This window comes from Pyxidicoccus xibeiensis (assembly GCF_024198175.1).
Lineage (GTDB): Bacteria > Myxococcota > Myxococcia > Myxococcales > Myxococcaceae > Myxococcus > Myxococcus xibeiensis.
Map to the genome: position 1 here is coordinate 45,260 of NZ_JAJVKV010000028.1, position 19,954 is coordinate 65,213.

The window sequence follows — 19,954 nt, forward strand, 5'->3', positions numbered from 1 at the left end:
ATGACCACGGAGACTGTCGTCGGACGCTTCGGGCGCTACGGCGGGCGCTACGTGCCGGAGACGCTGGTGCCGGCGTTGCTGGAGCTGGAAGAGGCCTATGCGAAGGCGAGCGCGGACCCGGCCTTCGGTGAAGAAGTCGCCCGGGTGCTGCGCGAGTTCGTGGGGCGGCCCACGACGCTGACGCCCGCGCGGCGGCTCACCGAGGCGTGGGGTGGCGCGCACGTGTGGCTCAAGCGCGAGGACCTGGCGCACACGGGCGCGCACAAGATCAACAACACCGTGGGCCAGGTGCTGCTGGCCAGGCGCATGGGGAAGAAGCGCATCATCGCGGAGACGGGCGCGGGGCAGCACGGCGTGGCCACGGCCACCGCGTGCGCCCTCTTCGGCCTGCCCTGTGAGGTGTACATGGGCGCGCTGGACGTGGAGCGGCAGGCGCTCAACGTCTTCCGCATGCGCGCGCTGGGCGCGGTGGTGAAGCCGGTGGAGTCGGGCTCGCGCACGCTGAAGGACGCGATGAACGAGGCCATGCGCACGTGGGTGTCGCAGGTGTCGGACACGCACTACGTCATCGGCAGCGCGGCGGGGCCGCACCCGTACCCGACCATTGTCCGCGACTTCCAGTCCGTCATCGGCGTGGAGCTGCGCAAGCAGGCGCAGGCGGCCTTCGGGAAGCTTCCGGACGCCATCATCGCGTGCGTGGGCGGCGGCTCGAATGCGATTGGCGTGCTGCACCCATTCATCGGAGACGCGGGCGTGCGGCTGGTGGGTGTGGAGGCCGGTGGGCACGGGCTGGACTCGGGCCAACATGGCGCGTCGCTGACGCTGGGGACGGAGGGCGTGCTGCACGGCTCGCGCTCGCTGGTGCTCCAGGACGCGGACGGGCAGATTCAGGAGGCGCACAGCATCTCCGCGGGCCTGGACTACCCGGGTGTGGGGCCGGAGCTGGCGCACCTGGCGAAGACGGGGCGGATGGAGGTGCGCACCGCCACGGACGACGAGGCCCTGGCCGCGTTCTACGAGGTGGCGCGCACGGAGGGCATCCTCCCCGCGCTGGAGACGTCGCACGCCTTCGCGCGCGGCCGGGAGCTGGCGCGCGAGCTGGGGGCCGGGAAGTACCTGGTCATCAACTGCTCGGGGCGAGGCGACAAGGACGTGGCGACGATTTCCGCGCGCGGCGTGCCGCCGCCGACGGGGGTGAAGGCGTGAGCGGCGAGATTGCGAAGGCGTTCGCGAAGGCGAAGGCGCGCGGCGAGGGCGTGCTGGTGGCATACGCCATGGCTGGAGACCCGGACCTGCCGCGCTCGGTGGACGTGTTCTCCGCGCTGGTGGAGGGCGGCGCGGACATCCTCGAAATTGGCGTGGCGTTCAGCGACCCCATCGCCGACGGGCCCGTCATCCAGGGCGCGTCCGAGCGGGCGCTGAAGGCCGGCTCCACGCTGAAGCGCGTGCTGGACGAGGTCGTTCCGGAGGTGCGCAAGCGCTGCCCGGAGACGCCGCTGGTCATCATGACGTACGTCAACGTCGTCATGGCCATGGGCGAGGAGCGCTTCGCGAAGCTGTCCCGCGAGCGCGGCGTGTCGGGCGCGATTCTGCCGGACCTTCCTCCCGAGGAGAGCGCGGGCCTGCGGGCCACGTTCGACGCGGCGGGTGTGGACCTGATTCCGCTTTGCGCGCCGACGACGCCGCCCGCGCGGGCGCAGGCAATTGCGAAGGACGGCCGGGGCTTCGTCTACTGCGTGTCGGTGGCGGGCGTGACGGGCATGCGGGCGGAGCTGCCGCCGGACCTGTCGCAGCGGTTGGACCTGGTGCGCAAGGCATCGCCGGTGCCGGTGGTGGCGGGCTTCGGCATCTCCACGGCGGAGCAGGCGCGCACGCTGTCGGCGCACGCGGACGGTGTCGTGGTGGGCAGCGCGCTGGTGCGCGCGGCGCACACGGACGGGCCGAAGGCGGCGAAGGCGCTGTGCGCGGACATCAAGCGCGGGCTCAAGCGCTGAGCGGTGGGCGCTGGGCAGAGGCCCTTCAGCGAAGACTGTCCAGCCATGTGCGCTTGTGGCTGGAAGTTCGGGGCCCGCGGCCCGCCGTCTGGCACGATGTCCTCCATGAAGACTCGGGGTCCCCAGTTGGTGCTCGTCCGTCACGGTGAGACGGAGTGGAGTCGGAGCGGTCAGCACACGGGCCGCTCGGACATTCCACTGCTGGAGGACGGGCGGAAGATGGCCGAGCTGCTCGCGTCACCGCTGAAGGAGTGGCGCTTCGCCGAGGTGTGGACGAGCCCGCTGAGCCGCGCAGCCGAGACCTGCGCGCTGGCCGGCTACGGCGGCGTGGCGAAGCAGCGGCCCGACCTCATGGAGTGGAACTACGGCGACTACGAGGGCCGCACCGGGGACGACATCCGCGCGAGCCGCCCAGGCTGGGCGCTGTGGAAGGACGGGGCGCCGAACGGCGAGACGGCGGCGGAGGTGGGCGCCCGGGTGGACCGCGTCATCGCGGACGTCCGGGTGGTGAAGGGAGACGTGCTCCTCTTCGCCCACGGCCACCTGCTGCGCGTGCTGGCGGCACGCTGGCTGGGGCTGCCTCCCGACAACGGGCGGCTGTTCATGCTGGGCACCGCGTCCATCAGCGTCCTCAGCCTCGACGGTGACGGCACGCAGCCCGTCATCGTCACCTGGAACGACACCACGCACCTGCGCGGCTGAGCGCCTCGGGGGCATCCCCCCAGGCCCCAGCGCGTAACGGATTCCCCCTAAGACGCGCAGGCCGGTCTCTGTGCTGATTCGAGCGTTGGCTCGAGTCGCCCCAATCGCTACGCAGGCTTCACCCGGACTCTGCTAGTTCTCAGCCCAATGACTGTCAGGGGAGTGCGCTTCCCGTGACAGCCATCAGCCGCCATTCACCACTTTCACGGGCCCGGGGGTCATATGAGCGCTGTCTCGTCGTCACCGAACTTCAATTATGGTTTTCCGGCACCGGGCCCCCAGTCTCCGTCGCCGCAGAAGATCATGGACCACGTGTTCTTCCTCACGGAGGAGGCCTGGAAGGAGGTTCGTGAGTTCGAGCGGTTCGACTACATCATCGTCGGCAGCGGCCCCTGTGGGCTGGCCTTCGCCGAGCGGGCCTACAAGCACGACCCCAACACCCGCATCCTGATGATCGAGCGGGGACCCTTCTTCCTCCCGGAACACTTCCAGAACCTGCCGCTCCCCTACCAGCAGGTCCTGGGAGGGCTGACCGAGACCTTCCCCTGGACGCTGTCGGCCCGGACCGCCGGTCAGCCGCCAGGGAATATCGGCTTCCAGCATGGAATGGTGCCGTTCTTCGGCGGCCGCAGCATCATGTGGAGCAGCTGGTGCCCGCGCCCCACGCGGGAGGAGATGGCGTTCTGGCCCGAGGAGATCATCCGCGAGGCAGAGGAGCGCTTCGCCGACGCCGAGCGGCTGCTCAACGTCATCCCCGCGGACCAGATAGACACAGACCTCGACGCGGCGGTGCTGGAGAAGACCTCCAAGCTCCGGCCCATCTACGGCGTCATGCAGAAGAAGCTGCAGGCCATGCTGGCCGCCAATCTGGGGCGCATCCCCTCGGCGACCCGGTCCATGGCCGCGCCCATCGCCGTGGGCGCCGGCCTCCAGGAGAACCTCGACTTCGCGAAGTTCTCCACGCCCGCGCCGCTGCTCGACCTGGCCAGCCGCCAGGCGGCGCTGAGTGTGGCCGGCACCGGCCAGGAGCTGAGAATCGTGACGGACTGCACGGTCACCCGCATCCGGCAGCAGGACGGAGTGGCGACGGCGCTCGAGACGTCACGCGGCGTGGTCAACCTGGGCACCGCGAAGCTGGTGCTCGCCATGGGGACGCTGCCGCCAACGACGCTGCTGCTGAACTCGTTCCCGCAGCTCAAGAAGGCGGGCTCCCGCTTCACGGCGCACTTCATCACCTCCGTGGTGGCCCGGGTTCCGAGGAAGGACTACCCGTTCGCCGACAAGCTGGCGGAGATGGAGCTGGCCGCCATCTACATGGCCGGGACGAATGCCAGTAGCGGGATGCAGTACCACGTCCAGCTCTCGGTGCTCTCGGACAAGGAGCCCGCGAAGAACGCGCAGCGGGCGGCCCGGTACATGCCCGACGTGGTGGCGACGGCCTCGCCCGCACAGCTCGCCAGCTCCAAGGACTACCTCGTCTTCGTCTGCGCGGTGCTGGGCGAGCTGGACTTCCGCAACCGCGACAACTGGCTGCGGCCGAACGGGGAGGAGGACCCGACGACGAACGTGCTGCTGCAGGTCCTGGCCAACGACACGGACCGCGCGACCTGGGACACCATGGACGAGGGGACGTTCCAGATGATGGAGCAGGCCCTGTCCCCCCAGGGCGCTGGCCGGGTGGAGTACTGGCATGGAGCGCCCAACCAGGGCACGTGGACCCGGGAGCGTCCGGCCGTCGCGGAGCGACGCGTCCCGGGCCTGGTGCACGAGGGGTCGACCCTGTGGATTGGCAAGGACGACGAGGCGGTGGTCGACCTGGACTACCGGCCTCGCGGGGTCGCCAACGTCTACGTCACGGGCGGAGCCCTCTGGCCCGCGGGAGGCTCCTGGAACCCCACCATGACCATGGTGGCCCTGGCCCAGCACCTCGCAGACAAGCTCGGCGGGCCGTCGGCCAAGGCAGCCCAGGAGACCGCCTCGGCCACCACGACCCGGCTGCCCGTAGCGCGCCTGCGCTAGTGGGGGCACACCTCGGGGGGCGGCTCTACAGCCGCCCGTCGAGGAAGTTGCGCACCAGCTTCGGTCCCTCGGGGGTGAGCACGCTCTCCGGGTGGAACTGGAAGCCCACCACGGGCTTGGTGCGGTGGCGCAGCGCCATGATGAGGCCGTCCTGGCTCCACGCGGTGGGCTCCAACTGCTCGGGCAGCGTGGACGCCTCCACCACCAGCGAGTGGTAGCGCGCGGCCTGGAAGCCCTGGCTCACCCCGGTGAAGACGCCCGTGTGCCCGTGCTGGATGTGGGCCGCCTTGCCGTGCACCGGCTCCGGCGCGCGAATCACCTTGCCGCCGAAGGCCGCGCCGATGGACTGGTGTCCCAGGCACACGCCCAGCACCGGCACGCGGGACTGGGAGATGGCCGCCACGCTGACCCCGGCCTCGTGCGGCGTGCACGGGCCCGGGGAAATCACCAGGTGGGACGCGCCCGTCGCCGCCACACCCGCGGCGTCCAGGTCGTCGTTGCGCACCACCTTCACCTCGGCACCCAGCGTGTACAGCAACTGCACCAGGTTGAAGGTGAACGAGTCGTAGTTGTCGATGACGAGAATCACCGGCCACCTCCCTCGCGAGCCAGCCGCAGCGCGGCGGCCATGGCGCCCGCCTTGGCCTCCGTCTCGTCGGCTTCCTTGGACGGCACCGAGTCCGCCACCAGCCCGGCGCCCGCGGTCCACATCGTCCGGTCTCCGTCGACGAAGAAGGTCCGCAGGGCAATCGCCACGTCCAGCGTGCCGCAGAAGGACAGGTAGCCCACCGCGCCGGAGTACGGCCCGCGCCGCTGCACCTCCAGCTCGTCGATGATCTGCATGGCCCGAATCTTGGGAGCGCCGGACACCGTGCCCGCGGGGAACGTGCTGGCCAGCGCGTCCAGCGCGTCGTACTTCGAGTCGAGCTTCCCGCGCACCTGCGACACGATGTGCATCACGTGGCTGTAGCGCTCGATGACCTTCATGTCCTCGACGCGCACCGTGCCCGGCGCCGCCACGCGGCCCACGTCGTTGCGCCCCAGGTCCACCAGCATGATGTGCTCGGCGAGCTCCTTCTCGTCCGCGAGCAGCTCCTTCTCCAGCGCCAGGTCCTCGGCCTCGGTGGCGCCCCGGCGGCGCGTGCCGGCGATGGGCCGCACCACCACGTCCCCGTCGCGCACCTGCACCAGCAGCTCCGGCGACGCCCCCACCAGCGCGCGCGCCTCGCCCAGCTCCACCAGGAAGAGGTACGGCGACGGGTTCACCCGCCGCAGCGCCCGGTAGAGCGACAGCGGCGGCGGCGCGCCACGCGCCTCGAAGCGCCGGGCCAGCACCACCTGGAAGATGTCGCCAGCGCGGATGTACTCGCGCGCCCGCTCCACCGCGGCCTCGTAGCCGGCGCGGTCCCAGCACGCCACCGGGGCCGCGTCGCCGCGCATGCGCGGGGCAGGCGCGTACGCCTCCGGAGGCAGCGGCTTGAGCAGCTTGTCGGCCATGGCCTGGGCACGCGCCTCGGCGTCCTTCAGCGCGGCGCTCACGCTGCCGTGCAGCGAGGGCCGGGCAATGGCGGTGGCCTGCAACGTCCCCGTGCGCGAGTCGTGGGTGACGTAGTCCTCGCAGACCAGCCACTCCGAGTCGGGGAAGGAGATGTCGTGCGGGTGCCGGTCCGGCACGGTGGGCTCCAGCCACGAGAAGCAGTTGTAGCCCATGTAGCCGACCAGCCCGCCCAGGAACGGGGCCTCGCCGGGCAGCCGGGCCACGGCCAGCTCGCGCCACAGCGTGCGCAGCACGTCCAGCGGCTTGCCGTCGCGGCGCTCCTCGCGCTCGCCACGCCACAAGGTGGCGCCGGTGCGGTCCAGCCGCACGCGACCCGCCGGCTGCGTCCCCACGTGGCTGTAGCGCCCGAAGCGCTCGCCGCCGTAGCAGGACTCGAGGATGAAGCCGCGCGAGCCTCCGCCCAGCTTCAGGTACGCCGACAGCGGCGTGTCCAGGTCCGCCGGCAGCTCCACCGACACCGGCACCGCCTGGCCCTTCTCCGCGAGCTGGCGGTAGGCCGCCTTCCGCTCCTGTGCATCCATCTTCATGACGTGCTCCGCCCGCTAGGGCTTCGTCTCCGCCGAGGCCGCGCCCGCGGGCGTGACCTCGGTGAAGACACCATCCTTGAGCTGGTACTTCGTGCGCTCCGTCGTCTTCTGTTCCTTGCCGGAGTCGTCCTCACCGGTGTTGGTCCGCACCACCGTGAGCCCCTTCTGCTTCGGCTGGAAGGAGACCTTGTACTCCGAGAAGCTGGGCGAGTCCGACAGGCCGCCCAGCGTCAGGGCCACCTTCGCCTTGCCGAGCACGCCCTTCTTGTTGCCCGACACCGTGTAGCTCACGTACGTGGTGTTGAAGTCGCCGCACGCCTCGGGCGTGGAGTCCAGCTGCACCAGCGCCAGACCCGCCGTCTTCGAGGGGACGAGCTTCGCGACGACGGGCCCGCCGTCCACGCTGAGGTAGGCCCCGCCAGCGGGATTGGCGTCCACGCTGCTGACGCGGCGGGGAGGCTTCACGCTCGGCTCCAGCACGCGGACGCGAATCTTGAAGTCGTTGCTCATCACCACCGTGGCAACCTCCTGCTCGCCGTCGCCGTCGAAGTCCGCCTCGAAGCGGAAGGGCGTGAGCGTGTTGCCGAAGAGCCAGCCCTTGAACACCTCGTCATCCGCGCCGGCCGGCGTGCCCTTGGTGTCCAGGTACTCCACCGAGTACCAGTGGTTGACGTACTCGCCCACCTTCAGGCGCTCCTTGCCGCGCTCCAGGACGCGCAGGGCAGCGCCCAGCGGCAGCGTGGTGACGACCTCCGCATCCGCCGAGGCGGTCTTGCGCAGGTTCGCCTCATCCACGCCCACGTAGAGGTCGGCCTTCTTCCCGGACGGCTCGAACACCGTGAAGTCGTAACCCTCCAGGGGACGCTGCGCTCCCGCCTCGACCTGCGGGGCCGTGTAGTGGAGCGAGGGTGCAGGCGTCTGGGTCAGGACCAGCGACAGCAGCAGCGTGGGCGTCATGCGGAACCGTCCGGAGGTGAAGTGCCGGTGTTATCCCCCGTCCGCACGCGCAGTCCAAGGGGGCGCGATATTCCCGCGACAAGCCCTTTTCCACCCTTGTGGCAGGAGTGTGGCAGCGGAGCATCCCAGGGAGCGACGGCCGCCCTGGTGGACCCACACCTTGGGTGGCCACCTCCGAAAAGCCTCGCTATCTGAATCAAGCTTTGAGCGCCTCCTATCCCTTTCAGGAAAGACCGCCGCTCATCACGGTGACGCCCCAGGGGCTCTACTGCGCTCCCGGGGACTTCCACATCGACTCTTGGCGTCCGGTGGAGCGGGCCCTCATCACCCACGCTCATGGAGACCATGCGCGGGGCGGCAGCCGTCGCTACCTGGGCGCCCGGGCAGGCAAGGGGTTGCTGCACCGCCGCCTGGGCGCGGACTCCGTCATCGACACGCTGGAGTACGGCGAGCGGCTGGCCATCAACGACGTCACCGTCAGCTTCCATCCCGCGGGCCACGTGCTGGGCAGCGCGCAGATTCGCATCGAGCACAAGGGCGAGGTGTGGGTCGTCTCCGGTGACTACAAGCGGGCCCCGGACCCCACGTGCGCGCCCTTCGAGGTGGTGCGCTGCAACACCTTCATCACCGAGGCCACGTTCGGCCTGCCCATCTACCGCTGGGACGACACACCCCTGGTGGCGGAGGACATCCTGCGCTGGTGGGACGCCAACCGCGCGGTGGGACGGGCGGTGGTGTTGTTCTGCTACGCGCTGGGCAAGGCGCAGCGCATCCTCGCGGAGCTGGCGCGGCTGACGGACCGGCCCACCTTCGTCCACGGGGCGCTGAACAGCCTGGTGGAGTGCTACCGCGAAGCGGGCGTGAAGCTGCTGCCCACGCAGCTGGTGTCGGAGGTGGAGAAGGGCACGTCGTTCGCGGGAGCCATGGTGCTGGCGCCGCCCAGCGCGGGCGGCTCCACGTGGATGCGCCGCTTCGGCGAGTACGAGACGGGCTTCGCGTCCGGGTGGATGCGGGTGCGCGGCAACCGGCGGCGGCGCGGGTTCGACCGGGGCTTCGTGCTGTCGGACCACGCGGACTGGCCGGACCTGCTGCGCACGGTGGCGGACACGCGCGCGGAGCGGGTGCTGGTGACGCACGGCTACACCGACCCGCTGGCGCACTACCTGCGCGAGCAGGGCGTGGACGCCGCCCCCCTGGCAACGCCCTTCGAGGGCGAGGCGGAGGACTGACACGTGCGGCGCCTCGCGGACCTCTACGACACCCTGGACCAGACCACGTCCACCAACGCGAAGGTGGACGCGCTGGCGCGCTACTTCAAGGAGGCGCCCCCCGAGGACGCGGCGTGGGCGCTGTACTTCCTCACGGGCCAGAAGCTGAAGCGGCTGCTCACCACGAAGCTGCTGGTGGGCTGGACGCAGGAGCTGACGGGCATCCCCGGCTGGCTCTTCGAGGAGGTCTACGCCTCGGTGGGCGACCTCGCGGAGGTGATTGCCCTGCTGCTGGACGCCCTCGAGCGCCCGGCCGCGCCCGAGGAGCTGCCGCTGTCCGTCTGGCTGGAGCAGCGCCTGCTGCCCCTGCGCAACCTGGACGCCGCCGAGCAGCGGGAGCGGGTGGTGTCCTGGTGGAGGAGCATGCCCCGCCGCGAGCTGTTCCTGCTCAACAAGATGCTCACCGGGGAGCTGCGCGTGGGCGTGTCCTCCACGCTGGTGGTGCGCGCGGTGGCGCAGGTGGCGGGGCTGCCACCGCCCAGCGTGGCGCACCGGCTGATGGGGACGTGGACGCCGACTCCGGGCTTCTTCAAGCAGCTGGTATCGCCGGATGTGTCGGATGCGCACCGCTCGCAGCCCTACCCCTTCTACCTGGCCTCGCCGCTGGAGCAGCCGCCGGAGGCGCTGGGCGACCGCGCGGACTGGCTGGTGGAGTGGAAGTGGGACGGCATCCGCGGGCAGCTCATCCGCCGTCAGGGCGGTGTGTACCTGTGGAGCCGGGGCGAGGAGCTCATCACCGAGCGCTTCCCCGAAATCACGGAGGCCGCGGCGGCCCTGCCCGAGGGCACGGTGCTGGATGGTGAGGTGCTGGCGTACGAGGACGGCAAGCCGCTGCCCTTCGCGCTGCTCCAGCGCCGCATCGGCCGGCAGAAGCTGACGCCCAGGGTGCTGGCGGAGGCTCCGGCCGCGTTCATCGTCTATGACCTGCTGGAGCTGGAGGGGAAGGACCTGCGCGAGCTGCCGCTGCGCGAGCGGCGCGCGAAGCTGGAGGCGCTGCTGAAGGACCGGCCCCGCTTCCCCATCTCCCCCGCGGTGCGCGCGGAGACGTGGGAGGAGCTGGCGCACGTGCGCCGTGAAGCCCGTGAGCGCAACGTCGAGGGCTTCATGATCAAGCGCCTCGACTCGGCGTACCTCACGGGCCGCAAGCGGGGCGACTGGTGGAAGTGGAAGATAGACCCCTTCACCGTGGACGCGGTGCTGCTCTATGCGCACCCGGGCCACGGCCGGCGCTCGTCGCTGTACACCGACTACACCTTCGCCGTGTGGAACGGCACGGAGCTGCAGCCCGTGACGAAGGCGTACTCCGGCCTCACGGACGAGGAGATTGGCCGGTTGGACCGGTGGATTCGCGCGCACACGAAGGAGAAGTACGGGCCGGTGCGCTCGGTGGAGCCGGAGCAGGTCTTCGAGCTGCACTTCGAGGGCATCCAGGCCTCACCGCGCCACAAGTCGGGTGTGGCGCTGCGCTTCCCCCGCATCGCCCGCTGGCGCACGGACAAGAAGCCCCAGGACGCGGACACGCTGGACACGCTGAAGGAGCTGCTCCATGCCCCCCACTAGGCCGCGCTCGCTGCGGGCGCAGATTGCGGCCCGCCGCAAGGCGCTGCGCTCCGGCAACGAGGGCGGCGGCGCCCCCGCGCAGCCAGGCCTCCCGGCGAAGAAGCGCCGCCCGGTGAGGCGCCGCCGCCGCGCCGCCGAGGACACCCGCTCCGAGGCCACGGGCACGCCGATGGAGCGGCTGCGTGGCTGGTTCGAGTCGAAGGGGTGGGCGCCCTATCCCTTCCAGGAGGAGGCCTGGGCCGCGTACGCACGTGGTGATAGCGGCCTCATCCACGTGCCCACGGGCGCGGGGAAGACGTACGCGGCGTACATCGGCCCGCTGGCGGACGTGGCGGAGCACGGCCAGAAGGGGCTCCAGGTCCTCTACGTGACGCCGCTGCGCGCGGTGTCCCGCGACGTGGAGAAGGCCTTGCTGGAGCCGTTGCGCGTGCTGGACGCGGACATCGACGTGGAGAGCCGCACCGGGGACACGTCCTCCTCCGTGCGCCAGCGCCAGCGCGAGCGGCTGCCCGAGGTGCTCATCACCACGCCGGAGTCCCTCTCCGTCCTCCTGTCCCATGAGCGGGCCTCGGAGCTGTTCGCCTCGCTGCGCTCCGTCATCGTGGACGAGTGGCACGAGCTGCTCGGCTCCAAGCGCGGCACGCAGATGGAGCTGGCCCTGGCGCGCCTGCGCCGCTTCGCCCCCGCCGTGCGCACCTGGGCGCTGTCCGCGACATTGGCCAACCTGGACGAGGCCGCGCGCCACGTGGTGGGCACCGGCCGCACGGCCACGCTGGTGAGCTCGGACGTGGAGCGCCCGGTGGAGGTGGACACGCTGGTGCCGGACTCGGTGGACTCGTTCCCCTGGTCGGGCCACCTGGGCTTCACCATGCTGGCCCGCGTGGCCGCGTGGCTGGAGCCGGAGCAGTCCACGCTCGTCTTCACCAACACGCGCTCCCAGGCGGAGCGCTGGTTCGAGGGCCTGCGCTTCGCCCGCCCCGAGTGGGAGCACCTCATCGCCCTCCACCACGGCTCCATCGACCGCGAGGAGCGCGAGCGCGTGGAGGCGGGCCTGAAGGACGGCGCGCTGCGAATCGTGGTGTGCACGTCCTCGCTGGACTTGGGCGTGGACTTCGGCCCCGTGGAGCGCGTGGTGCAGGTGGGCAGCCCCAAGGGCATCGGCCGGACGATGCAGCGCGCGGGCCGCAGCGCCCACCGCCCCGGCGCCACGTGCCGCATCCTCTTCGTCCCCACGCACGCGCTGGAGCTGGTGGAGATGGCCGCCGCGCGCGAGGCCATTGCCCGCCGCGAGGTGGAGCCCCGTACGCCGCCGGGCAAGCCCCTGGACGTGCTGGCCCAGCACCTGGTGACGTGCGCCATGGGCGGCGGCTTCACCCGCGAGGCCCTGCGGGAAGAAGTGCGCACCGCGGCGGCCTACACCGGCCTCACGGACGAGGAGTTCGAGTGGACGCTCGCCCTGGTGCGCGAGGGCGGCGCGACGCTGCGCGCCTACCCGGAGTTCCGCCGCGTGGTGGAGCACGAAGGCCGCTTCGTGGTGGCGGACTCGCGAATCGCCCGCCTGCACCGCCTCAACATCGGGACGATTACCTCCAACGCGGTGGTGCAGCTGCGCTACTGGAGCGGCGGCCGGATTGGCACCATCGAGGAGAACTACATCAGCCGGCTGCGCCCCGGGGACACCTTCCTCTTCGCGGGCAAGCGCCTGGAGTTCAGCCGCTTCAAGGACATGACGGCCTACGTGAAGCCGGCGAAGGCGAAGGCCACACAGACGCCGCGCTGGAATGGCAGCCGCCTGCCCCTGTCCAGCTCGCTGGCCGCCGCCGTGCGCCGCACGCTGGACTCCGCGCGCCATGGCGACGTCACCTCGGACGAGCTGGCCGCCGCGTGGCCCGTACTGGAAGCCCAGGAGCGGCTGTCACGCATCCCCGCCGCCGGCTCCCTGCTGGCGGAGCGGTGCGAGACGCGCGACGGCCACCACCTCTTCCTCTATCCCTTCGAGGGGCGGCTGGTGCACGAGGGCCTGGCCGCACTGCTGGCCCTGCGCCTCACCCGCCTGCAGAAGGCCACCTTCAGCCTGTCGGTGAATGACTACGGCCTGGAGCTGCTCACCCCGGCGCCCTTCCCCTTCGAGGAGGCGCTGCGCCCCGCCCTCTTCTCCCGGGAGCGGCTGGTGGAGGACGTGCTGGAGAGCGTCAACGTCAGCGAGCTGGCGAAGCGGCAGTTTCGCGACATCGCCCGCGTCGCGGGGCTGGTGCTGCCGGGGCTGCCCGGGGCGCGCAAGTCCACGCGCCAGGTGCAGGCCAGCTCCTCGCTCCTCTATGACGTCTTCCTCAAGTACGACCCGGACAACCTGCTGCTCGTCCAGGCCCGCCGCGAGGTGCTGGAGCAGCAGTTCGAGCAGGGCCGCCTGGGCCGCACCCTGGAGCGCCTGGAGAAGAGCCCCGTGGAGCTCGTCCACGTGCGCCGGCCCACGCCCCTGGGCTTCCCGCTCGTCGTCGAGCGCATCAGCGCCAGCGTCTCCAACGAGTCCCTGCTGGAGCGGGTGGAGCGCCTGAAGGAGCGATGGACGCGAGAAGATGCCAGGTCCGCGTAGGCGGCACCCTGCTGGAGCTGCTCCCCGAGCGCGCCCTGCACTGGCCCGAGACGGGCACGCTGGCGGTGGCGGACCTGCACTGGGGCAAGACGGAGAGCTTCCAGCAGCACGGCATCCCCCTGCCCACGGGCGTGCTGGAGGATGACCTCACGCGCCTGTCCGCCGCGCTCGGCGCCACTGGCGCGCGCCGGCTGCTGCTCCTGGGAGACCTCATCCACTCCCGTCAGGGGCTCACGCCCGCGCTCGTCCAGCGGCTGGCCGCCTGGCGCGAGTCCCATGCCGCGGTGGAGCTGGTGCTGGTGCGTGGCAACCATGACCGTCATGTGAAGGAGCTCCCCCGGGAGTGGCGCCTGGACGTGCGCGAGTCCCATGCGGACGAGGGCCCCTTCCGCTTCGCCCACCACCCCGAGCCCGCGCCCGGCCGCTTCGTGTGGGCAGGTCACCTCCATCCCATGGTGCGCCTGTCCGGTGGAGGCGACCGGCTCCGCCTCCCGTGCTTCCATGTGGGACAGGCGGTGGGCGTGCTGCCCGCCTTCAGCGCCTTCACCGGGGGGCTCGACGTCGCCCGCCGCCCCCGGGAGCGCGTCTTCGCCATCGCCGGGCCCGCGGTCGTCGAGGTGTAGGAATGAGCACCACCAAGCGCCGCCGGATTCTCGGCATCATCGCCACGGACTCCACCTTCGAGCGCACCGAGCACCGGGGCCGCGAGGCGTGGCTGGGCAAGTGCCTGCACTGCAACGCGCACCTGCTGGTGGGCCTGGATGGCGAGCCCATCAGCCGCGCTACTATCGAGCACATCGTCCCGCAGACCGCCGGCGGCACGAATGCGCTGCCCAACCTCGGCCTGGCCTGTGCCCGCTGCAACCAGGGCAAGGGCAGCCGGCACGACCCGCACTACCACCGCGACCCGCGCGTGCGGGAGCTGGTGGAGCGGCTGCTCGCCCGTCGCCGCGAGCGCTGGCGCGACCCGGACGGCGAAGACACGGAGTGAGCGTCCCCGCGGGCGGTGGCGGGGCGGACCTCCTCTGGGGTGTCCTGTACCGCACCCTTGCGTTCCACACGCCGCGTGCGCTCGACGGGCGAGGCCGACCCCTCGTGTTGATCCGCCTGCGCGCATGGAATCCAAACGCCCCTTCCGCCCGCCAGAAGAGAGATTCATCGGCGCTGACCCGCGACTTTCCGCCTCCGCGTGAGGACGTGGTATCCGGCTGTCTCAACATCAGAGTCGCAACATCAGAATGGTTGACACTGCCGTGTCGATGCCCGATGGTCCCGCGCCGCGTTGGGCTGGGAGAGGAGGAGGGCCCCGCCCGCGGCACTTCATAGAGGTTTCGTTGGACGTGACTGCTTCGGATTCCGCACGCCAGGAGCCGCCGCCCGCCCGCCCCGATGGGGCCGGGATCGCCCCTCCGCTCCCCGCGTCCGGCCACGCCCGCGCCTCTCTCAGCTCTCCTGGCTCTCCTGTCACCGCTGTTGCTGAAGCCCCCTTGCCCATGGTCCTGGTATGAGCGGCCCTCTCTTCCCACGCTGGACGAACACGGTGTCGCGGCTGTCCGCCGCGGCGCTCCTCGCCGTGCCCGCCATCGGCCTTGGCGGCCTCATGGCCTACGTGCGCTCCCCGTACGTCACCGGGCAGCAGATGCCCATCGAACAGCCCATCGAGTTCGACCACCGGCACCACGCGGGTGACGAGCAGATCGACTGTCGGTACTGCCACTGGACGGTGGAGGAGGCGCCCTCGGCGGGCATCCCTTCCACCACGGTGTGCATGTCCTGCCACGCGCAGGTGTGGAACAAGAGCCCGTACCTCGTCGAGGTGCGCAAGGCCTTCTTCGCCGACCAGCCCATTCCCTGGGTCCGCGTCCACAACCTGCCCGACTTCGTCTACTTCAACCACGCCATCCACGTGAACAAGGGCGTGGGCTGCGCCACCTGCCACGGCCGCATCGACCAGATGGCCGCCGTGGAGCAGGCCGCGCCGCTGACCATGGCCTGGTGCCTGGAGTGCCACCGCAACCCCGAGCCCAACCTGCGTCCGGCCGAGTTCATCACCTCGATGACCTGGACGCCGCCGACGGACAAGGCCGAGGCCGCAGCGCTCGGCCAGAAGCTGGCGGCTGAGTACGACGTCCACTCTCGCACGAGCTGCTCCACATGCCACCGATGAACACGAAGCGCGACGGCACCCCGTCGCAGGAAACCGCCTCCTTCGCGCTCCCGGTCGTGTCGGACCGGCCCGCCCCGAGCGCCACGCCTGACGCCGTCGGTGAGGCGTTCGAGCACGCCGCCGCCAATGCCTCCGCCGCCGAGCCCGGCTATGGCCGGACCTACTGGCGCAGCCTCGAGGAGAAGCTCGCCGCCCCCGAGTACCTCGAGGAGACGCGGCCGGAGTTCCCCGTCGGCGCGGACCTGGCCCCCACCGGCTTCGTGCGCCGCGAGTTCATGCAGCTCTTGGGCGCCTCGCTGGCCCTGGCCGGCGCCACGGCGTGCAGCACCCGTCCCCAGGACGAGCGCATCCTGCCGTACACCAAGACGCCGCCCGAGGTCGCCCCGGGCAACCCGCTGCACTACGCGTCCGGCATGACGCTGGCCGGCCACACCTCCGGCCTGCTCATCACCGCCCGCGAGGGTCGCCCCATCAAGATCGAGGGCAACCCGGACCACCCCGTCAACAAGGGTGCCGCCGGTCCCTGGGAGCAGGCGTACCTCCTGTCCCTCTATGACCCGAGCCGCGCCCGCGTGCTCCGTCAGGGCAAGACGCCGCGCGCCCTGCGCATGCTGTCCGAGGACGTGGCCACGCTGGTGAACAAGGCCGCCGCCGCCGACGGTGGCTCGCGCCTGCGCTTCCTGGGCGAGCCCGCCAACTCGCCGCTGATGGGCGACCTGCGCAACCGCATCCTCAAGAAGCTGCCCAACGCGCGCTTCTACAGCTACACGGCGCAGACGCAGGACGCCGCCTCCGAGGCCACCCGCGCCCTGTTCGGCGGCCAGGCCGTCTCCGCGACGTACAACTTCACCAACGCGGACGTCATCCTGTCGCTGGACGCGGACTTCCTCGAGAGCCGCCCGACCAACCTGACCCACGCGCTCCAGTTCGCCAACCGGCGCGACCCGAAGAACGGCCCCCTCAACCGCCTCTACGTGGCGGAGGCCCGCTTCTCCATCACCGGCGGCATGGCGGACCACCGCCTGCGCGTGAAGTCGCAGGAAGTGCTGGCCGTCGCCGCCGCGGTGGCGCAGGCCATCGGCGGTCCCGCCGCGGCCCTGGCCGGCGCGGCCGCTGGCAAGGCCCAGCTGCGCGCCGACCTCAACACGTGGGTGCAGGCGGTGGTCGCCGACCTGCGCGCCGCGCGTCCCGGCCGCACCCTGGTGGTCGCCGGTGAGCGGCAGCCCGCCGCGGTGCACGCCCTGGCGCATGCCCTCAACGCCGCGCTCGGCAACGTGGGCACCGGCGAGACGGCCCCCGTGCGCTACGTGCAGGCCCCCGTCGCGGAAGCCACCGGCCTGAGCCAGGTGCGCGCGCTGGTGGAGGACATCAAGGGTGGCCGCGTGGACACGCTGGTCATCACCACGTGGAACCCGCTCTACACCCTGCCCGCCGACGCGGGCCTGGCGGAGCTGCTCAACCCGGCCACCAACCCCAACCGCGCGAAGCTCTCCGTGCTCTACACGGGGCTCTACGAGGACGAGACCAGCCAGTACGTGGACTGGTTCGTCCCCGCGGCGCACCCGCTGGAGACGTGGAGCGACGGCCGCGCGGTGGACGGCACGGTGTCCATCGCCCAGCCGCTCATCCAGCCGCTCTTCAACGGCGTGCCGGAGTCCGAGCTGCTGGCGCTCTTCCTGGACGAGCCCCACCGCCCCGCCTACCAACTGCTGCGCGAGTACTGGCAGGGCCGGGACCCCGGCGCCCAGGGCGACTTCGAGGCCCGCTGGGAGTCGTGGGTGGCCGCCGGTGTCGTGCAGGGCACCGCCAGCGCGGACGTGACGGGCGCGCCGGACTTCGCCGCCGCCACCGCCCTGGTGACGGGCTACACGCCCCCGCAGGCCGGTGAGCTGGAGCTGAACTTCGTCCACGACTACAAGCTCTTCGACGGCCGCTTCGCGAACAACGCCTGGCTGCAGGAGCTGCCGGACCCCATCACCAAGATGGTCTGGGACAACGCCGCCCTGCTGAGCCCCGCCACCGCGACGAAGTGGAAGCTGGAGCCGGGCAGCCTGGCGGAGCTGAGCTACAACGGCCAGAAGCTGACGGTGCCCGTGTGGGTGACGCCGGGCCTGGCGGACGACACCGTGACGGTGGCGCTGGGCTACGGCCGCAACGGCCTGCACGAGCAGGTGGCCAAGGGCGTGGGCTTCAACGCCAACACCCTGCGCCGCACGGCCGCTCCCTGGTTCGACGGCGGCGCCACGCTCACCCCGGCGAAGGGCAGCCACAAGTTCAGCCTCACCCAGACGCACTGGCGCATGGAAGGCCGCCCGCTCGCGCTGGACATGCCCATCGCCGAGCTGAACGCACCCTCCGTGCCGACGCAGCACACGCTCCACCGCGTCAAGGGCGAGCTGAAGCAGGGCATCCACGACAACCTGCCCGACTTCGACTACAGCAAGGGCTACAAGTGGGGCATGGCCATCGACCTGTCCCGCTGCACGGGCTGCAGCGCGTGCGTGGTGGCCTGCCAGGCGGAGAACAACATCCCCGTCGTGGGCAAGGAGCAGGTGGCCCGCAGCCGTGAGATGCAGTGGCTGCGCATCGACCGCTACTTCGAGGGCCCCGAGAGCGACCCGAAGATGGTCATGCAGCCCGTCATGTGCGTGCACTGCGAGAAGGCCCCCTGCGAGTACGTGTGCCCGGTGAATGCCACCGTGCACTCGGACGAGGGCCTGAACGACATGGTGTACAACCGCTGCGTCGGCACCCGGTACTGCTCCAACAACTGCCCGTACAAGGTCCGCCGCTTCAACTACCTGCACTACACGTCGGGCAAGACGGCCACCGAGAAGATGGTGATGAACCCGGACGTCACGGTGCGCAACCGCGGCGTCATGGAGAAGTGCACGTACTGCGTCCAGCGCATCGAGCGCGTGCGCATCAGCGCCCGCGTGGAGAAGCGCCTCATCGACGAGAAGGAGCTGCTGACCGCGTGCCAGCAGACCTGCCCCACGCAGGCCATCGTCTTCGGCTCCCTCAACGACAAGCAGCAGCGGGTGTCCCAGCTCCACGAGGACCCGCGCGCCTACAAGCTGCTGCACGAGCTGGGCACCCGCCCCCGCACCGCGCACCTCATCCGCGTCCGCAACCCCAACCCCGCCCTCGAGCCCGCGAAGTCCGCCGCGGCGACCGAAGGGAGCCACTAGTCATGGCCCAGACCGCAATCACCGCTCCGCTCGACCCGCTCGAGCCGCGGCACCTCGTCGCGCCGCACCACGACGATGCGTCGCTCAACGAGACGCTCCTGGACCACGTCTGGCGCAAGCCGGGCAAGGGCTGGTTCATGCTCTTCGGCATGACGCTCAGCGCCCTGGGCCTGCTCGTCATCGGCGTCACCTACACGCTGGCGCGCGGCATCGGCGTGTGGGGCAACAACCAGCCGGTGGGCTGGGCCTTCGACATCATCAACTTCGTCTGGTGGGTCGGTATCGGCCACGCCGGTACGCTCATCTCCGCCATCCTCCTGCTCTTCCAGCAGAAGTGGCGCACGAGCATCAACCGCTTCGCGGAGGCCATGACGCTGTTCGCCGTCATGTGCGCCGGCCTCTTCCCGCTGCTGCACACGGGCCGGCCCTGGTTCGCCTTCTGGCTGTTCCCCTACCCCTCCACCCTGGGCGCGTGGCCGCAGTTCCGCTCCCCGCTGGTGTGGGACGTGTTCGCCATCTCCACGTACCTCACGGTGTCCGCGCTGTTCTGGTTCGTGGGCCTCATCCCGGACCTGGCGGCGCTGCGTGACTCGTCCAAGACGAAGGCGCAGCGGGTCATCTACGGCCTGTTCGCGCTCGGCTGGCGCGGCTCCGGGCGGCACTGGCACAACTACAAGATTGCGTACCTGCTGCTGGCCGGCCTCTCCACGCCGCTGGTGGTGTCGGTGCACACCATCGTTTCCTTCGACTTCGCCGTCTCGCTGCTGCCCGGCTGGCACGCCACCATCTTCCCGCCCTACTTCGTGGCGGGCGCCGTGTTCAGCGGCTTCGCGATGGTGATTACGCTCATCGTCCCCGCGCGCAAGTACCTGGGTCTGCGGGACGTGATTACGGACCGGCACCTGGAGAACATGAACAAGGTCATCCTCGCGACGGGCCTCATCGTGTCCTACGGGTACATGATGGAGCACTTCATCGCCTGGTACTCGCAGAACCAGTACGAGCTCTGGACCTTCTACGTGAACCGCGCCACCGGCCCCTACGCCGGGGTGTACTGGCTGATGATTGCCTGCAACGTCATCACCCCGAACATCTTCTGGTTCCGGAAGTGCCGCACCAGCATCCCCATCATGTGGGTGGCCTCCATCATGGTGAACATCGGCATGTGGTGTGAGCGGTTCATCATCATCGTCACGTCGCTCAGCCAGGACTTCCTCCCCTCGTCGTGGGGCATCTACGCGCCCACCTGGGTGGACTGGTCCATCTACATCGGCACGCTGGGCCTGTTCGGCACGCTGTTCCTCCTCTTCCTGAAGTTCGTGCCCGCGGTCGCGGTGAGCGAAGTGAAGGAGCTGCAGCTGGAGCTCAAGCACGCCGCCGCCCACAACGGCCACGACACCCACGGAGCGCACTAGAGC

At 70.7% G+C, this 19,954-nt stretch carries 15 protein-coding genes; 12 read left to right on the plus strand and 3 right to left on the minus strand.

The annotated features are described in order from the left end of the window. The 4 genes from trpB (at nt 1) to LXT23_RS48195 (ending at nt 4,715) form a co-directional block, all read left to right on the plus strand. Complete coding sequence (trpB, locus tag LXT23_RS48180; protein ID WP_253987311.1) at nt 1–1,206, plus strand: tryptophan synthase subunit beta; 1,206 nt, start codon at nt 1–3, stop codon at nt 1,204–1,206. Beyond that, the gene (trpA, locus tag LXT23_RS48185) at nt 1,203–1,994 is read left to right on the plus strand and encodes a tryptophan synthase subunit alpha (protein ID WP_253987312.1); all 792 of its coding nucleotides are present in this window, start codon (nt 1,203–1,205) and stop codon (nt 1,992–1,994) included. The genes trpB and trpA overlap by 4 nt, the downstream gene beginning before the upstream one ends. 105 nt (nt 1,995–2,099) lie before the next feature. After that, complete coding sequence (locus LXT23_RS48190; RefSeq protein ID WP_253987313.1) at nt 2,100–2,696, plus strand: histidine phosphatase family protein; 597 nt, start codon at nt 2,100–2,102, stop codon at nt 2,694–2,696. 303 nt (nt 2,697–2,999) lie between these two features. Continuing rightward, nucleotides 3,000–4,715, plus strand: a complete 1,716-nt coding sequence (locus tag LXT23_RS48195; protein WP_253987314.1) for a GMC oxidoreductase — start codon at nt 3,000–3,002, stop codon at nt 4,713–4,715. A gap of 25 nt (nt 4,716–4,740) precedes the next feature. Here the strand turns inward: LXT23_RS48195 and LXT23_RS48200 are convergent, their stop codons facing one another. From LXT23_RS48200 to LXT23_RS48210, 3 genes are read right to left on the minus strand one after another with little or no spacing between them, the layout of a single operon-like run. Then, complete coding sequence (locus LXT23_RS48200) at nt 4,741–5,304, minus strand: anthranilate synthase component II (RefSeq protein ID WP_253987315.1); 564 nt, start codon at nt 5,302–5,304, stop codon at nt 4,741–4,743. After that, on the minus strand, nt 5,301–6,794 hold the full coding sequence (locus LXT23_RS48205; RefSeq protein ID WP_253987334.1) for an anthranilate synthase component I family protein: 1,494 nt from the start codon (nt 6,792–6,794) through the stop codon (nt 5,301–5,303). Before LXT23_RS48205 ends, LXT23_RS48200 begins: the two co-directional genes overlap by 4 nt. A gap of 21 nt (nt 6,795–6,815) precedes the next feature. Then, nucleotides 6,816–7,757, minus strand: a complete 942-nt coding sequence (locus LXT23_RS48210; RefSeq protein ID WP_253987316.1) for an SH3 domain-containing protein — start codon at nt 7,755–7,757, stop codon at nt 6,816–6,818. 203 nt (nt 7,758–7,960) lie between these two features. On the opposite strand from LXT23_RS48210, the gene LXT23_RS48215 reads away from it, so the two are divergent. The 8 genes from LXT23_RS48215 to nrfD all read left to right on the plus strand — a co-directional run bounded on the left by LXT23_RS48215 (nt 7,961) and on the right by nrfD (nt 19,951). Continuing rightward, entirely contained in the window at nt 7,961–8,986 is a 1,026-nt protein-coding gene (locus LXT23_RS48215; RefSeq protein ID WP_253987317.1) for a ligase-associated DNA damage response exonuclease, read from the plus strand. Between the two features lie 3 nt (nt 8,987–8,989). After that, nucleotides 8,990–10,585 (plus strand): ATP-dependent DNA ligase, encoded by a 1,596-nt coding sequence (locus LXT23_RS48220; RefSeq protein WP_253987318.1) that lies wholly within the window; start codon nt 8,990–8,992, stop codon nt 10,583–10,585. Continuing rightward, the gene (locus LXT23_RS48225) at nt 10,572–13,178 is read left to right on the plus strand and encodes a ligase-associated DNA damage response DEXH box helicase (RefSeq protein ID WP_253987319.1); all 2,607 of its coding nucleotides are present in this window, start codon (nt 10,572–10,574) and stop codon (nt 13,176–13,178) included. The genes LXT23_RS48220 and LXT23_RS48225 overlap by 14 nt, the downstream gene beginning before the upstream one ends. Continuing rightward, nucleotides 13,148–13,801, plus strand: coding sequence for a ligase-associated DNA damage response endonuclease PdeM (pdeM, locus tag LXT23_RS48230; RefSeq protein WP_253987320.1), 654 nt, complete (start codon nt 13,148–13,150; stop codon nt 13,799–13,801). The genes LXT23_RS48225 and pdeM overlap by 31 nt, the downstream gene beginning before the upstream one ends. Nucleotides 13,802–13,803: 2 nt before the next feature. Next, nucleotides 13,804–14,169 carry an HNH endonuclease gene (locus tag LXT23_RS48235; protein WP_253987321.1) on the plus strand — a complete coding sequence of 122 codons (366 nt, stop codon included), beginning with the start codon at nt 13,804–13,806 and terminating at the stop codon, nt 14,167–14,169. Nucleotides 14,170–14,682: 513 nt separating this feature from the next. Then, nucleotides 14,683–15,345, plus strand: coding sequence for a cytochrome c3 family protein (locus LXT23_RS48240; protein WP_253987322.1), 663 nt, complete (start codon nt 14,683–14,685; stop codon nt 15,343–15,345). Then, the gene (locus LXT23_RS48245; protein ID WP_253987335.1) at nt 15,342–18,536 is read left to right on the plus strand and encodes a TAT-variant-translocated molybdopterin oxidoreductase; all 3,195 of its coding nucleotides are present in this window, start codon (nt 15,342–15,344) and stop codon (nt 18,534–18,536) included. The genes LXT23_RS48240 and LXT23_RS48245 overlap by 4 nt, the downstream gene beginning before the upstream one ends. Nucleotides 18,537–18,538: 2 nt before the next feature. Next, entirely contained in the window at nt 18,539–19,951 is a 1,413-nt protein-coding gene (nrfD, locus tag LXT23_RS48250) for an NrfD/PsrC family molybdoenzyme membrane anchor subunit (RefSeq protein WP_253987323.1), read from the plus strand. Nucleotides 19,952–19,954: the final 3 nt, after the last annotated feature.

Coding starts and splice junctions, on each gene's coding strand:
- trpB (WP_253987311.1), top strand. CDS start 1: ATGACCACGGAGACTGTCGTCGGACGCTTCGGGCGCTACGGCGGGCGC.
- LXT23_RS48190 (WP_253987313.1), top strand. CDS start 2,100: ATGAAGACTCGGGGTCCCCAGTTGGTGCTCGTCCGTCACGGTGAGACG.
- LXT23_RS48195 (WP_253987314.1), top strand. CDS start 3,000: ATGGACCACGTGTTCTTCCTCACGGAGGAGGCCTGGAAGGAGGTTCGT.
- LXT23_RS48205 (WP_253987334.1), bottom strand. CDS start 6,794: ATGGATGCACAGGAGCGGAAGGCGGCCTACCGCCAGCTCGCGGAGAAG.
- LXT23_RS48210 (WP_253987316.1), bottom strand. CDS start 7,757: ATGACGCCCACGCTGCTGCTGTCGCTGGTCCTGACCCAGACGCCTGCA.
- LXT23_RS48225 (WP_253987319.1), top strand. CDS start 10,572: ATGCCCCCCACTAGGCCGCGCTCGCTGCGGGCGCAGATTGCGGCCCGC.
- pdeM (WP_253987320.1), top strand. CDS start 13,148: ATGGACGCGAGAAGATGCCAGGTCCGCGTAGGCGGCACCCTGCTGGAG.
- LXT23_RS48235 (WP_253987321.1), top strand. CDS start 13,804: ATGAGCACCACCAAGCGCCGCCGGATTCTCGGCATCATCGCCACGGAC.
- LXT23_RS48240 (WP_253987322.1), top strand. CDS start 14,683: ATGAGCGGCCCTCTCTTCCCACGCTGGACGAACACGGTGTCGCGGCTG.
- LXT23_RS48245 (WP_253987335.1), top strand. CDS start 15,342: ATGAACACGAAGCGCGACGGCACCCCGTCGCAGGAAACCGCCTCCTTC.
- nrfD (WP_253987323.1), top strand. CDS start 18,539: ATGGCCCAGACCGCAATCACCGCTCCGCTCGACCCGCTCGAGCCGCGG.